The 14,572-nt window shown below is 73.9% G+C and carries 11 protein-coding genes; 5 read left to right on the top strand and 6 right to left on the bottom strand.

The window, feature by feature from the left end; genetic code table 11:
* Positions 1–119: 119 nt before the first annotated feature.
* Complete coding sequence (locus tag ACZ7RU_RS09435; protein WP_470340283.1) at positions 120–3,635, bottom strand: S8 family serine peptidase; 3,516 nt, start codon at positions 3,633–3,635, stop codon at positions 120–122.
* A gap of 185 nt (positions 3,636–3,820) precedes the next feature.
* Entirely contained in the window at positions 3,821–4,672 is an 852-nt protein-coding gene (locus ACZ7RU_RS09430) for a siderophore-interacting protein (RefSeq protein WP_470340282.1), read from the bottom strand.
* An 80-nt stretch (positions 4,673–4,752) separates the two neighbouring features.
* Between ACZ7RU_RS09430 and ACZ7RU_RS09425 the strand changes: the two genes are divergently transcribed.
* Positions 4,753–5,532 (top strand): TetR/AcrR family transcriptional regulator, encoded by a 780-nt coding sequence (locus ACZ7RU_RS09425; RefSeq protein WP_470340281.1) that lies wholly within the window; start codon positions 4,753–4,755, stop codon positions 5,530–5,532.
* A gap of 75 nt (positions 5,533–5,607) precedes the next feature.
* On the opposite strand, the gene ACZ7RU_RS09420 is transcribed toward ACZ7RU_RS09425, so the two are convergent.
* Positions 5,608–6,618 carry an aldo/keto reductase gene (locus tag ACZ7RU_RS09420; protein ID WP_470340280.1) on the bottom strand — a complete coding sequence of 337 codons (1,011 nt, stop codon included), beginning with the start codon at positions 6,616–6,618 and terminating at the stop codon, positions 5,608–5,610.
* A gap of 216 nt (positions 6,619–6,834) precedes the next feature.
* A complete protein-coding gene (locus tag ACZ7RU_RS09415; RefSeq protein ID WP_470340279.1) occupies positions 6,835–7,032 on the bottom strand; it encodes a hypothetical protein in 198 nt (65 codons plus the stop codon).
* Positions 7,033–7,218: 186 nt separating this feature from the next.
* Between ACZ7RU_RS09415 and ACZ7RU_RS09410 the strand changes: the two genes are divergently transcribed.
* The 4 genes from ACZ7RU_RS09410 to ACZ7RU_RS09395 all read left to right on the top strand — a co-directional run bounded on the left by ACZ7RU_RS09410 (position 7,219) and on the right by ACZ7RU_RS09395 (position 10,113).
* A complete protein-coding gene (locus ACZ7RU_RS09410) occupies positions 7,219–8,577 on the top strand; it encodes a D-alanyl-D-alanine carboxypeptidase family protein (RefSeq protein WP_470340278.1) in 1,359 nt (452 codons plus the stop codon).
* A gap of 88 nt (positions 8,578–8,665) precedes the next feature.
* Entirely contained in the window at positions 8,666–9,190 is a 525-nt protein-coding gene (locus ACZ7RU_RS09405) for a P-loop nucleotide/nucleoside kinase family protein (protein ID WP_470340277.1), read from the top strand.
* 50 nt (positions 9,191–9,240) lie between these two features.
* Positions 9,241–9,654 carry a PPOX class F420-dependent oxidoreductase gene (locus tag ACZ7RU_RS09400; protein WP_470340276.1) on the top strand — a complete coding sequence of 138 codons (414 nt, stop codon included), beginning with the start codon at positions 9,241–9,243 and terminating at the stop codon, positions 9,652–9,654.
* A 57-nt stretch (positions 9,655–9,711) separates the two neighbouring features.
* A complete protein-coding gene (locus ACZ7RU_RS09395) occupies positions 9,712–10,113 on the top strand; it encodes an NTP pyrophosphohydrolase (RefSeq protein ID WP_470340275.1) in 402 nt (133 codons plus the stop codon).
* A 122-nt stretch (positions 10,114–10,235) separates the two neighbouring features.
* On the opposite strand, the gene ACZ7RU_RS09390 is transcribed toward ACZ7RU_RS09395, so the two are convergent.
* Both ACZ7RU_RS09390 and ACZ7RU_RS09385 read right to left on the bottom strand, forming a co-directional pair.
* Complete coding sequence (locus tag ACZ7RU_RS09390; protein WP_470340583.1) at positions 10,236–12,437, bottom strand: M4 family metallopeptidase; 2,202 nt, start codon at positions 12,435–12,437, stop codon at positions 10,236–10,238.
* A 376-nt stretch (positions 12,438–12,813) separates the two neighbouring features.
* Positions 12,814–14,481: a TROVE domain-containing protein gene (locus ACZ7RU_RS09385; RefSeq protein WP_470340274.1), complete on the bottom strand. Its 1,668-nt coding sequence runs from the start codon at positions 14,479–14,481 to the stop codon at positions 12,814–12,816.
* Positions 14,482–14,572: the final 91 nt, after the last annotated feature.

Here is a 14,572-nt window from a genome sequence, read left to right as displayed (position 1 = left end):
CCCGACCCTGCCCAGCCGTCCGCCCCGGGAACCCCGCCGCCCGGCCGAGCGAAACGGCCGAGGCCGCCCCGCTGATCCGGGACGGCCTCGGCCTCAGTCGCGGCGAACCTGACGTGGCGTCAGTTCACCGTGTAGCTGTACGGGATCGCCGCGAGCACCGAACCGGTGGTGTTCAGGACGTTGTTGGCAGTGGCCACGCCGGTCGGGCCGGACACCAGGTACAGCACGCCCTTGACGGTGCTGCCCCGGGGGCCGGCCGGGGTCAGCGTCACCTGGAGCGAGCCGGTGGCGCCCGGGGCGACGGTCACCGGGACGGCGGCCGCGGCCGAGGCGTCCACCGAGGCGGCGTACGGGTCACCGGTGCTGGAGGTCAGCGCCGGGTCGAAGGCCAGGGTGTGCGCCGTGGCCGTGATGGTGGAGGTGCCGGCCGGCGCGCCGCCGTTGCCGAACGGGCCGATCTGCTGGACGAAGGCGCCCCAGTTGCCGGGGACGACCGGCTGCTCGGTGGTGCCGTGGTCGGTCACGACCGAGACGGTCGAGCCGTCCTGGGCCTTCTTCAGGTCGCCGAACAGGTCCGGCGAGCCGGCGGTGGCGCTCAGCTCGATCTGCGCCGGCGTCGAGGACGCCGCCACGGCCTGGAGCCGGTCGGTGCCCGGCGGCACCAGGAAGGACGGCACCGCGGAGTCGAGGCTGAGCGGCAGGCTGACGGTCGCCGAGGCGCCCCGCGGCACCAGCGGCAGGTCCACCCGGCGGTCCAGCCGGCCGTCGGCCGCGATCCGCTGGGTCGCGGCGGTGTTGTTGGTGTAGTTCACCTGGACGGTGACCGGCTTGCCGGCCGCCAGCCTGGTGCGGGCGTCGTTCGGCAGCCCGGCCGCGGTGGCCTGGTTCCGGTTGAACGCCACGGTGCCGGTGAAGTCCTGGGCGAGCTCCTGGCCGCTGACCGGGCCGAGCACGTTCAGGACGAACCGCCAGCGGCCGGCGGCCGGGGCGACGGCGGTGGCCGAGACGCCGTCACCGGTGCCGGACAGGTTGCCCTGGGCGTCGAACAGCCCGTTGCCCTCGATGTCGACCGGGGTGCCGTTCGGGCTGATCAGCGCGCCCTGCATGAGCAGCTTCGGGTCCTTGCCGACGGTCACGCCGACCCGCAGGTCCCGCTGGCCCTTCGGGACGTCGAAGGCGTACGAGAAGCTCTGCGTCGGCGAGGCGCTGCGGGCGTTGCCACCGGTGACGGTGCCGGTGAAGGTGCCCTTGCCCTGGTCGACCGGGACGAGGCTGCGCAGCACGACCGGGACGCTGGTGGTCCTGCCGTCGGAGCTGGAGACCAGCACGGCCTCGCTGGAGTCGCCGCTGGTGGCGGGCGTGGTCAGCTGAACCTTGAGGGTCCTGGTCTGGCCCGGCTTCAGGTCGGTGGTGCTCGGGTTCACGGCGCCGGCCGGCACCGCGCGCTGGGTGGCGGTGCCCAGCTGGACCTCACCCTTGTAGCCGGCGGGGCCGGCCGGGGTGTAGAGGACCGCGGTCCACTCGCCGGCCACCGGGTGCGGGACGTCGACCAGGCCGAAGTCCGCCGGGGTGGCGCCGCCCTGCGGACGGGTGTTGGTCTCGAAGCGGCCCGAGGGGTCGAGCAGCGTCATCCGGACCACCGGCCCGTTGGTGACCGGGTCGGGCGCGCCCTGCCAGGCGATCGAGGCCGCGAGGCGGTCGGCGCCGGGCGGGACGGTGAACTTGACCTGCTTCTGCACCCACTCCGCGCCGTTGGTCGCGTACTTGAAGGTGTCCTTCGAGGACGGGTCCAGCTGGACGCTCTGCCGGTTGCTCGACTGCGGGGCGAAGGTGCGGGTCGTGGCGCTCACCGTCTGGGTGCTGTCACTGGTGTTGGTGACGGACACGTCGGCGGTGTGGGTCGAGCCGGGGGCGTCGGCGATGTCGACCTGGCCGGTGTCGACCACCACGGTCCGCGCGCCCTCGGTGCCGTCCCCGTCGTCGTAGCCGCGGGCGGCCTCGACGGCGGCGCGGACGTTCAGCAGGCCGGCGCCCTGCTCCTCGGCCGGCACGCCGAGGTCGGTGGCGGTGCCGGTGAGGAGCTTCTTCACCAGGGCCGGGGACGGCGAGTCGCCGCCGTGGGTGTCCCGGTAGGCCTGGATGACCAGGGCCGCGGCGCCGGTGACGAACGGGGCCGACTGGCTGGTGCCGCCGAACGGCTGGATCGGCGAGGGCTGGCCGTTGTAGCCCTTGCAGTCGGTGTACCTGCTGGTGTCGGGCGTGCACAGCGCCCAGTCCGACTCGCCGGGCGCGACCAGGTCGACGGTCCGACCGGCCTGGGTGAAGCCGCCCGAGGAGAGCGCGGAGATGCGGTTGTCGCTCCAGGTCCGGTTGGAGAACTGGGAGGCCGCGTAACCGGTCTGCTGGTAGTTCTGGTTGTCGGTGGAGGCGCCGACCGCGATCACGTACGGGTCGGTGGCCGGGGTGCCGATCGTGCCGCTGATGCCGGCGTCACCACTGGAGACGGCGACGGTGACACCGGCCTTGACGGCCTGCTCGTTGAAGAGCGAGATGGTGTCGTGCGCGCCGCTGTCCGGGGTGACGTTGCCGCCGAAGGACTCGTTCAGCACGTCCACGTGGGCGACCCGCACCGCGTAGTCGATCGCCTGGAGGATCGACGAGTTGGACATCATCTCGCCGCCGGCCTTCAGCGCGACCAGGTCCGCGTCCGGGGCGAGGCCGCGGATGCGGATGGTGCAGCCGGTCGGCAGCGGGTGCGAGGCGTTGACGAACTGGGAGACGTCGTAGACCTGCCGGCCCTGGGCGATGACCGCCGAGGCGTCACCGAAGGCCTCGGCCGCGCCGGTCGGCGCGTCCCAGCCGTCGCCCGCGAAGTCCTGGTAGTCGACCACGGCGTGCGAGCCGTCGGCCCGGATGAAGTCCGGGTTGTTCGGGTCGAGGCCGTCCGCGATGTAGGCGACCTTGACGCCCTTGCCGGTGGCCAGGTGCTCCACGCCGGGCTTGCCGTTGCCGGTGACGGCGCGGGTCGAGTACAGGCCCTCGGGCTCCAGGAGCGGCTTGCCCGGGTCGGAGGGGCAGACCGTGTTGGTCGCGTTCTCCTCGGCTGCCTGGGCGTTGCCGCCCTGAGCACTGCCGCCCTGACCGTTGCTGCCCGGAACGGCCTGCGGAGCGGCGTCGGCCCTGGGCGCCTTGGCACCCGCGGCGGCAGCGGCGGCCTTCGCCTTGGCCGCGGCCGGCGGGGCGACCTGGACCTGGGTGTCCGCCACCACCGCGGAGACCGCCGGGTCCCCCTGGAGCCGGGCCCGCAGGGCGGGACCGACCGTGGCGGAGAAGGCGTTGCCGACCACGAAGGTCCTGATGTCGGTGCCGCCGCCCGCCCTGACCTTGTCCAGCAGCGGCGCCTGGGCGTCCGCGGCCTTCCGCTGCCGGGCGCCCAGGTGGCCGTGGTCGGCCGGGGCGTCCGCGATCTGGTCCTTCAGGATCACGATCACCGGCACCGGGGCCCCGTCCGCGGGCGCCGCCTGGGCGTTCTGCGGGTCGGGGGCCGCGCCGGCGACGGTCCCGAGGCTCAGGACCATGGATGCGGCGGTGACGGTGACGGCGGCTGCGAGCTGGGTTTTCCTCCAGCTGATCATATAAATCCTCTCGTCAGATGGATAGCTGACGCATTCCAACGCACCTGAGAGGATCACGACAAGGGGGTAAATCCCCATCAGAAAGTAAAGTTGACCATCAATCAGTAAAATTCGGAGAGGAAATCGGGCCGAACCCGCATCATTCAGCCGATCGGCCCTTTGCGAGCCCACCGGGCGCCCCCCGGTCAGTAGCCGGCCGGCCGCTCCCGGGCGTCCGCCAGGTCCTCGGCGGTGGGCGCGTCGTCCTGGGTCAACCGGTGCCGCCAGTAGCCGGTGAAGTCGATGTTCCCCTTCGGCACCCCCTGCTCCTCGACCAGGCACCGCCGGACCGCCCGGACCGCGCCCGCCTCCCCGGCCAACCAGACGAAGGGCTCGCCCCCCGGCAGCGCACCGTCCCGGAACGCCTCGGTCAGCACCGCACCCGGGGCCGCGCCGTCGCGGTACAGCCACTCCACCTCCAACTCGGCGCGGCTTTCCAGGTCCTGGCGTTCCGCCCGGTCGGCGACCTCGATCCAGGCATACGCCCGTACCCCCTCGGGCAGCGCCCCGACCAGCGTCGCGAGCGCCGGCAGCGCGGTCTCGTCACCGGCCAGCAGCACCCAGTCGGCGGCCGCCGCCGCCTCGGCGAACGGCACCGGCGGGGCGTACAGCGCGGACGGGCCGACCATCCCGAGCCGGTCCCCCGGCGCGGCCCGCAGCGCCCAGGCGGCGGCCGGGCCGGTGTCGCCGTGCAGCACGAAGTCGATCTCCACCAGGCGGGTGCCGGGGCGCCGGCCGCGCAGGGTGAAGCTGCGCAGCAGCGGGCGCCGCTCCTCGGGGATCGCCAGGTAGGCCTGGTACCAGCCCATCGGGTCGTCCTGCCGGGCGGGCAGCTCCGGCTCGCGCTGCCCCGGGCGCGGGAAGCAGAGCTTCAGCTGCTGGTCGGGGGCGGTGCCGACGGTGTCGGGCAGCTCCTCGGCGGCGAAGGTGATCCGGGCGGTGCGCGGCGTGATCCGGCGGACCTCGACGACCTCGACGAAGGTGACGGGCAAGGTCATCGCGAAACTCCTCCGATTGGTAACCTTACGGCATAAAGAGTTGCTGTCCAGCGATACTTTACGCCATAAGGAGATGTCGGATGACCGTCTACGCCGGGCAGGGCGACACCCACCGCTCGCTCGCCCTGCTCTGGGGCGCACCCGAGGAGCCGCGCACCGGGCGCAGCGGCCCCAAACCGGGCCTCAGTGTGGACGCGATCGTGTCCGCCGGCATCGCGGTCGCCGACGCCGAGGGCATGGCCGCGCTGTCGATGCGCGCCGTCGGCGAACGGCTCGGCCGCACCGCGATGGCGCTCTACACCTACGTGCCCGGCAAGGCCGAACTCCTCGACCTGATGCACGACCGGGCGCTCGCCGAACTCCCCACCGCGGTCCCCGCCGGAACACCCGCGGCCGACGACTGGCGGGCGGCCGTCACCGCCTGGGCCGGGGAACTGTACGCCTGCTACCTGCGCCACCCGTGGGTGCTCCAGGTCTCGCAGGCCCGTCCGGTGCTCGGCCCCGCCGAACTCGCCGCGATGGAGGCGCTGTTGCGCGCGCTGCGGCCGGCCGGCCTGACGCCGCCGCGACTGCGCGGGGCGGTCGCGGCGCTCTGGCAGTTCGTCCGCGGCCTGGCCGCCACCACCGCCGACGCCCGTGGCGCGGCGGCCGCGACCGGGGTCACCGACGAGCACTGGTGGGCCGCCCGTTCCGCCCGACTCGCCGAACTGGCCCCGGACTTCGCGCAACGCTTCCCGCTGCTCGCAGCCCTCCGGACCACCACCGGCGGCGCCCCGGAGGACGCCCACCGGGAGGCCTTCCGCACCGGGCTCGCCGTTCTGCTCGACGGCATCGCGGCGGAGGAGAAGCCGGGCGGCTGAGGGCGTCCGCCCGCAGGTGCCGCAGCCCGAGAAGACCGAGGTCAAGGACGCGTCGAAGGCCCGGCGGCGCCCGGGCTACCGGGAGCCCGCCGCAGGGCGCGACTTGTAGAAGGACTCCTCCAGGTAGGCGGCCTCGTGCGGCTGGTAGGGCTCCTCCAAGTAGGCGGCCTCGTCGTCGTCGAGTTCGACGTCCACCGCGGCGACCGCGTCGGCCAGCTGGGCCGGCTTGGTGACCCCGACGATGGGCGAGGTCACCGCCGGGTTGCGCATGACCCAGGCCAGGGCGACCTGCGCCGGGGACAGACCCCGCCTGCCCGCGATCTCGTGGACGCGCTCGGCCACCGCCTGGTCCCCGTCGCGGTAGAGGATCCTGCCGCCCTCGTCGGTCTCGGCACGCGCCGTGGCGGTGTCCCGGACCCGCGTCAGCCTGCCCCGCGCCAGCGGGCTCCACGGGATCACGCCGATGCCCTGGTCGGCGCAGAGCGGGAGCATCTCCCGCTCTGCTTCCCGGTGGATGAGGTTGTAGTGGTCCTGCATCGACACGAACCGGGTCCAGCCGTTCAGGTCGGCCAGGTACAGGGCCTTGGTGAACTGCCAGGCGTACATGGAAGAGGCTCCGATGTAGCGGACCTTCCCGGACTTGACCGCGTCGTGCAGCGCCTCGAGGGTTTCCTCGATCGGGGTGTCGTAGTCCCACCGGTGGATCTGGTACAGGTCGATGTAGTCGGTCCCCAACCGCTTCAGGGAGGCGTCGAGCTCGGTGAAGATCGCCTTGCGGGACAGCCCGGCGCCGTTCGGGCCGGGGCGCATCCGCATCCAGACCTTGGTGGCGAGAACGACCTCCTCACGCCGGGTGAAGTCCTTGACCGCCTGGCCGACGATCTCCTCGCTGCTTCCGGCGCTGTACCCGTTGGCCGTGTCGAGGAAGTTGACGCCGCTCTCGAGGGCCTGCCTGATGATGTCCCGGCTGGCGTCCGCGCCCAGCGACCAGGGCTCGCCGCCCCGGTCAGGCTCGCCGAAGCTCATGCAGCCGAGAGTGATGGCGGAGACTTCCAGACCGGTCGTTCCGAGTTTGATGTAGCGCATGCTTCGGAACCTACGATTTGGAGTGCGCTCTAACGCAAATCCGGAGGCGTGGGGCAGGCATGGGCTCGCCCGGTCACGGGGCCCTCTACGCTTCGTGATCACCGGGGGATCCGCGCCTGCCGCCCCGTCACGCGTTCTCGACCCGGGCCCGGCCCGCTACCGCTGGGACACCCGACCCCGGAGGCCAACGCAGCCGACGACCTACCGGCGGTCGCCCTAACCGTGGTGGGCGGCGGGAAGGGCCAGCACGACGCCGAGCACCACCAGGGTCGCGTACCCGGCGACCTCGTGGCCGACCGGCACCAGCACCCGGACGAAGCCGAACAGCCGGAAGCCGTCGATCCAGGTGGACAGCAGGCCGGAGGTACCGCCGACGATCAACACGGAACCGAGGTAGCCGAGCAGGGTCTTCATGATCCCGAGCCTAGGAAGCCGTCCCTCGGCCGGACATCCGACTTTCGGCGCGGGCGGGCACCACCAAAGTCGTGGTTTCCGCGCGGCTCCACGCGGCCGCGCACGGGGCGGCTCCACGCGGCCGCGCACGGCACGGACGGAGCAGCAGGCCCGGCGGCCCGGCGGCGGCCCGGGTACGTTCGCCGTGTGCTCCCCACCCGCATACCGCCGAAGCCGCCGTACGCCACCAGGGCCGCGGCCGCGGCCGCCGCCGGTACCGCCCTGGTCCTCGCCGTCGCCGCCCCGGCGGCCCTCGCCCAGGACGCCGTCCCCGCCGTCGGCGGGGAGCGGCTCGGCCTCCCGGCCGTCCAGGTCGCGCCGCTGGCCGGGGCCCCCGCGCTGCCGTCGGGGCTGACCGGCCGCTCCTGGCTGATAGCCGACGCGGCCACCGGCGAGGTGCTGGCCGCCCGTGACGCCCATCTGCCGCTGCCCCCGGCCAGCACCCTCAAGATGCTGTTCGCGGACACCGTGCTGCCCAAGTTCGACCGGGCGCTGGAGCACCGGGTCACCACCGCCGAGCTCGCCGGCCTCGGCGCGGGCAGCAGTCTGGTCGGCGTCAAGGAGGACCTGCCGTACCGGGTCGAGGACCTCTGGCGGGGCGTCTTCCTCAGCTCCGGCAACGACGCCGTCCACGTCCTCGCCCACATGAACGGCGGCCTCCAGCGGACCGTCGCCGAGATGCAGGACCGCGCCCGGGCGCTCCAGGCCCGCGACACCAGAGTGGTCTCCCCCGACGGCTACGACATGGACGGCCAGGTCTCCTCCGCCTACGACCTGACGCTCTTCGCCCGGGCCGGGCTGCGCAACGCCGACTTCCGCGCCTACTGCGCCACCCGCACCGCGCGCTTCCCCGGCGGGCTGGACAAGCTCACCGGCCAGCGCACCAGCTTCGACATCGCCAACACCGACCGGCTGCTGGGCAAGTACCCCGGCCTGATCGGCGTCAAGAACGGCTACACCACCAACGCGGGCGCCACCTTCACCGGCGCCGCCGAACGCGGCGGCCGCACCCTGCTGGTGACCGTGATGCACCCGGAGGCGCAGAGCAAGGTCTACGACGAGGCCGCCAGCCTGCTCGACTGGGGCTTCGCCGCCGCCGGGAAGGTCCAGCCGGTCGGCAGGCTGGTCGACGAGGCCGCCGCGCCCTCCCCCACCGCTCAGGCCGGCGCCCAGGGCGAGGCCGAGGCCGAGGCGGTCGAGCAGGTGCCGCCCTGGTCCCGCCCGCCGGTGACCGGCGGCTCCGACTCCGGCTCCGGCCTCGCCCCCGCCGCCTGGACCGCCGCCGCCCTCGGCGCCGCCCTCACCGCCTGGGCCACCGCCCGCACCGCCGCCCGCCGCCGCACCGCACCCGCCCGCGCCGTACCGGCCCCGGCGTACGGCGGGCGCGGCGCGACCGCCCTCGGGGGCGCCACCGGCGTCGGCGGGCGCGGCCGGCGCCGCCTCACCCGCCGCGCCCGCGCCCTGGTCCACACCGCCCGGACCCGCGGGCACCGCCCGCCGCGCTGAGCGTCGGCCGCTCCCGCCGGGGGGCGGGCCCGTGACCGGCCGGACAAATCGGTGGCCGAACGCCCCGCCCCGCTGGCACCATCCGGGGGTGACGACGTTGTTCCTGATGGTCGGCCTGCCGGGGGCCGGCAAGACCACGGAAGCCCGGCGGCTCGCGGCGGAGCACGGCGCGCTGCGCCTGACACCCGACGACTGGATGATCCCCCTGTTCGGCACGGCGGAGGCGGACGGGAAGCGCGACGTGCTGGAGGGGCGGATGCTCTGGCTCGCCCTCCAGGCGATCCGGCTGGGCACCGACGTCGTGGTGGACTACGGCTGCTGGTCCCGGGACGAGCGGTCCGCGATCCGCTGGCTGGTGGAGGCGGAGGGCGCGTGCTTCCGCATGGTCTACCTGCCCGTGGACGACGCCACCCAGCGCGCCCGGATCGCCCACCGCTGGGCGACGGCCCCCGAGGAGACGTTCCCGATGACCGAGGCCGACATCCGGTACGGGCGAGCGCACTTCGAGGAGCCCGACGCGGCGGAGCTGGGAGGCCGCGAGCCGGTCGGCCCGCCGCCCGGCTCGGCGGACTGGCGGCAGTGGGCCGCCCACCGGTGGCCGTCGTTCGCCTGACCCGCGCCGACGCGCGGGGCCGCGCCCGGGCAACGCCTAGACTTCCGGCCATGACCACGCCCGACCCCTCCGCCGCGGACCGGCTCGCCCGGATCGTCCAGCTCTCCTCCGGGAGCTACCTGCTCGTCACCACCTACAAGAAGGACGGCACCGCCGTGCCGACCCCGGTGTGGGTGGTGCGCGACGGGGAGGCGCTCGGTGTCTGGACCGTCGCGGACTCCTGGAAGGTCAGGCGGATCCGCAACCGCGCCGACGTGCTGGTCGGCCCCTGCGACGTCAAGGGCCGCCCGACCGGTGAGCAGTACCCCGCCACCGCCGAGATCCTCGGCCCCGAACGCACCGGCGCCTACCGCACGCTGCTGCGTCAGAAGTACGGTCTGCTGGGCGTGCTCACCCTGCTCGGCAGCCGGCTGCGGCGCGGCGAGCGCGGGACCGTCGGCATCCGGATCACGCTGGCGGACTGACCGCGGCCCGGACGCCGGCCCACGGCGGAACCCCCCGGGGGTGGCAGGCTGGCGGCCATGGAACAGAACGAGGCCGCGCCGCCGCCCCTGCTGGTGGTCGACGGCGCGAACGTGGTCGGCTCCGTCCCGGACGGCTGGTGGCGGGACCGGCGGGGCGCCGCCGGGCGGCTGCGCGACGCCCTGGTCCCGCTCGCCGCCCGGGGCCTGCCGGAGCTGCCCGGCCCGCTGGAGGTGGTCCTGGTGGTGGAGGGTGCTGCACGGGGTGTCGCCGGGCTGCCCGAGGTCCGGGTGGTCGAGGCGGACGGCAGCGGGGACGACCGGATCGTGGAGCTGGTCCGGACGGCCCGGGCCGAGCACCCGGAGCGAGCCTGCCTGGTGGCCACCGCCGACCGCGAGCTGTGCGCCCGGGTCGGCGCCCTCGGCGCCGCCGTGACCGGGCCGCGCAGCGTGCGGCCGTAACGCCGGGCCCTGACCAGGTGGTCCGGCGCCCGGCGACGACCCGTACCGCAGGTCCGAGGTGATCCGGTCGGCGAAGTGAGCGCTCCGCCGACCGGATCACCTCGGTGAGGCCGCGGTCAGGATCAGAAGACGAGCTTCCAGCCGTCGAGGCGGCCCGAGTCGCCGCGGTACACGTCCTGCACCCGGAGCCGCCAGGTGCCCTTGGCGAGCTGGGCGGAGGCGTCCACCGTGTAGGTCTCGGCGACGTTCTCGGCCGAGTCGCCGAGGTTGCTCTTCTTCAGCGGGTACACCGTGCCGTTCGGGCCGACCAGGTCGATGGCCAGGTCACCGCGCCAGGTGTGCTTGATGTCCACGGACACCTTGAGGTCGCTCGGCGCCTGGCCGGGGAGCCGGTCGACGGCGATGTCCGAGAGGACCGCCGGGCCCCCGTCCGGGATCGGCAGGGGGGTGGTGTTCGCGAAGATGCCCGCGGAGACCTTCCAGGAGAACGTCGTCGTCAGGCTGCTGTGGTGGGAGGCCTTGGCGGTGAGGGTGACCGGGTACGTGCCGGGAAGGGCCGGGACGCCGGTGACGCGGCCGGTGACCGGGTGGAGCGTCAGACCCAGCGGAAGGCCGGTCGCGTGGTACGTGACGACGCCGGGGTTGAAGTTGACGGCCTTCACCTGGAGGTCGGCGGCGGTGCCGATCGCGGTGATCTGGCCGGCGACGGGGTCCAGCAGGAGGCCGTCGACGACGCGCGGGCCGACGTTGATGGCCGCCCAGGCGTTGGCGGTGTTCTGGTAGGTCGCGCTGGTCTGCCCGTACAGGTCGGCGGCGGCCCGCAGGGTGGCGGTGCGGGCCGCCGCGTAGTCGGTGGACGAGGTCATGTAGGTGGTCAGCGCCCGGTACCAGATCTTGGCGGCCGCGTCCCGGCCGATGCCGGTCACCGGCAGGCCGTCGGAGGTCGGCGAGTCGTAGGTGACGCCGTTGACGGTCTTGGCGCCGCTGCCCTCGGAGGCCAGGTAGAACCAGTGGTTGGCCGGACCGGAGGAGTAGTGCACGTCGACGGAGCCGAGGTCGGACGACCACTGATCCCGTGACTTGCCGTCCTTGGAGGGCTTGTCCATGTAGCGCAGCGGGCTGCCGTCGCCCCTGATGTCGATCTTCTCGCCGATCAGGTAGTCGCCCTTGTCCTCGGGGTTGTCCGCCCAGAACTCGATGGCGGTGGCCATGATGTCGGAGGTGGCCTCGTTCAGACCGCCGGACTCGCCGCTGTAGACCAGGTTCGCGGTGGCGGAGGTGACGCCGTGGGTCATCTCGTGGCCGCCGACGTCGATCGAGGTCAGCGGCTTGACGTTGCCCGCGCCGTCGCCGTAGGTCATGCAGAAGCAGGTGTTGGACCAGAACGCGTTGACGTAGTTCTTGCTGTAGTGGACCCGGGTGTACGCGGCGACGCCGTCGTCCTTGATGCCGTTGCGGCCGTGGACGTTCTTGTAGTAGTCCCAGGTGAGTTGGGCGCCGTAGGCGGCGTCCACGGCGGCGGTCTGCCGGTTGGCGACGGTGCCGTCGCCCCAGGTGTCGGTGGGGTTGGTGAACAGCGTCCTGGTGGTGCCGCTGGTGCCGTTCAGGTCGTAGGTGCTGTGGCCGCCACGGGTGTTGTCGGTCAGTGCGTAGCCGCCGCCGGCCGCCGCGGTGCCGATGGTGACCTGGCCTGAGTACTTGCTGTTGCCGACGCCGGTCTCGATGCCCTGGTACTCGAAGATCTTCTTGCCGGAGGTGGCGTCGGTGATGACGTGCAGCTCGGACGGCGTGCCGTCCTCCTGAGTGCCGGTGACCACCGTCTCCCACGCGAGTCGCGGGGTGCCGGACGCGGCCCAGACCACCTTGCGGGCGTCGTCGGCCGCCGCCTCCGCGACCTTCGCGCTCCCGGCGCTGTCGAGCGCGAGGACCTTCGCCGCCTCGGCGCTCTCCTGCGCGGTGGTGTCGACGGCGATGCTCGCGTCGGTGGCCTTGGTGACGCCCTTCGTGGAGCCGTCCGCCGCGGTGTGGACGACCAGGTCGCCACCGAGCACCGGGAGTCCGTCGTAGGTGCGCTCGTAGCGGGTGTGCAGGCTGCCGTCCGCGTCCTTGGTGACGCCCCTGACGACCAGCGCCTCCTTCGAGCCCAGGTCCAGCGATGCGGCGGTCTGCGCCAGGGAGGCGTCCGCGGCGGCCAGCAGCTCGCCGCGCTGCTCCGGCGACAGCTGCACCGGCAGCGCGCCGGCGAAGGCCTGGACCTCGGCCGGGGCCACGGTCGGGGTCCCGTCGGCGACGGCGACACCGGACGTCAGAGCAGCCAGTACCATCGCCGCGCTGGCTATCAACGCGCCTGCGGCGGGGGTCTTTCCAGGGGATCGAGTCACACGGAACTCCTTCTGCGACGGCCGGGTTCGGGGCGGCCGGAGCCAGCCGGGCGGCGGAGGATGGTGCCGCCCGGTAGAGCTGGTGGTTCGAACGGGTGGAACGGTGCCCGACGTGATCGCCGCGTCGGGTGGTGCGCGTGCGACGACAAGGGCTCTGCCGCGATGGGACGGAACAGTGCCAGCTTTGGTGGGAACGCGTCACCCCGTGCGGCGACAAGTGGCCGAAAATCCTTCGCCATCAACGTAATGTCGAGGCAATCCGCCGTCAGCGGGCGGGCAAAGCGGGGGAGAAGACGGGCCGGAGCCGGGGACGGCCCGATCAGTCCCAGGGCCAGCCGGCGGCGTGGCCGTTCTCGAGCAACGGGATCAGTTCGAAGGACGCGTCGCCGAGGCCGCCGAAGGTGTGGCGGCGCGGGCCGGGGGCGGTGTGGCCGGTCGGGTAGCCGGCCAGGTTCCAGGTGTAGACCGGCACGTCCGCGGGGACGGGGGCGAACGGGTCGGAGCGCGACCGGTCGTCCTGCTCGTCGGTGACCACGATCACCCGGTCGTGCTCCCGGTAGTGCTTGAGGACGGCGGCGGCCGTACGAGTGCCGCCCAGGGCGCGGAAGCGTCCCACGGTCTCCAGCACCGACGGGGCCGGTTCGACCGTCCAGCTGCCGCTGCCGAACTGGACCAGGTCGGCCTGCTCTGCCCGCAGGGCCAGGGCGGCGCCGAAGACGGCGGCCGTGTCCGCCCGGTTGAGCTCGGTCCGGGCCGACGGATGGTCGAACATCGAGCCCGAGCGGTCCACCAGCACCAGGGTGCGGCCGGGCAGCGCGGGCACCCTGGCCAGCGAGTGGCCGAGGGCGGTCTCCAGGGCCTCGGACCAGCGCGGCGACCGCGCGGCGCGGTGGGCGGCCAGGAAGCGGAACGGGAACTGCCGGGAGCGCCGCACCTCCTCCGGGTCGGCGATCCGGCGGGCCACCTCGGCCGCCGCCGCGTCACCGACCCCGGCCTGGTCGAAGTTGCGCAGGTTCCGAACCAGCGCCATCAGCCCCATCGTGGGGATGACGGCCTCCCAGACGGCGGCGTCCAGCGGGCCCTGGAGCCAGCCGGCCAGCGCCTCCCAGGTCATCCCGGCCTCGGCGAGGCGGTCGGCGCCGCCGGGGCCGGTGACGAGGGCGCGGCGGTCGGCGCGCGGGACGGCGAGCAGCGCGTGGTGGCTGTTCAGCAGGTGCTCGCCGGCGGGCGGCAGGGCGCTCTCCGGGTGGTGGCGGCGGTCCAGCGCGTAGCGGAACAGCGCGCCCTGCCAGGGCCTGGCCGGGTCGGGCGCGGGGTGGGTCAGCTCCAGGACGTCGCCGAAGCGGAAGCGGCGCGCGGGGGTGTCGTACTTCACCAGGGCGCGGCCGGTGTAGAGCCGGCGGACCGCGTCGCCGATGCCGCGGCGCAGCGGCTGGGGCAGCCGGCGGCCGTACCGGGCGGTCCAGTGTTCCAGCAACTCCCCTGGCTCGTCGGGTCGTTGGAGCACCGCGTCGACGGCCTGGCGGGAGAAGCCGACGGCGCCGGCGGCGGCCCGGGCGTGGACGAACTCGGCGGCCCCGGCCACCGCGGCCGTCCGGATGCCGGCCTCGGTGCGCAGCCGGCGCAGCAGGCCGAGGGTCCACCGCGGGTCGTTCACGGCCTGCTCGCGGACCAGCCGGAGGTAGCGTTCGTCGCGTTCGGCGGCCGTCTCGTAGTAGCTCTCCTGGCCGAACAGGTGGGAGACGGCCAGCAGGAACAGCTCCGTCCTCGGTTCCCGGACGTACCCGGATCCGCCCTGGTGGTTGGCGACGCCCCGGCGCCGGACGACGGGGGGCGGCGCCGAGCGCAGGTGCCGGACCTCGGGGACCGGCCACGCGCCGTCGGTGGCGAGCGGGGAGGACACCCCGCGCCTGGTGAGTCCCGGCAGTTCTCGCTGGATCTCGGCCCTGGTGTCGGCCTTGGTCCGTTGGCGGCTGAACCGGGTCATGCAGATGTCCCCCTGGTGGGTGGTCCGGCTGGGATGGGCGGGTGCGCGGGCACGCCGGGGCGGGCGGCGCCTCCCGGGATCGGAAGTGGCA

This window comes from Kitasatospora sp. NPDC114501, assembly GCF_055633695.1.
This window is presented reverse-complemented; position numbering and strand designations above follow the sequence as displayed.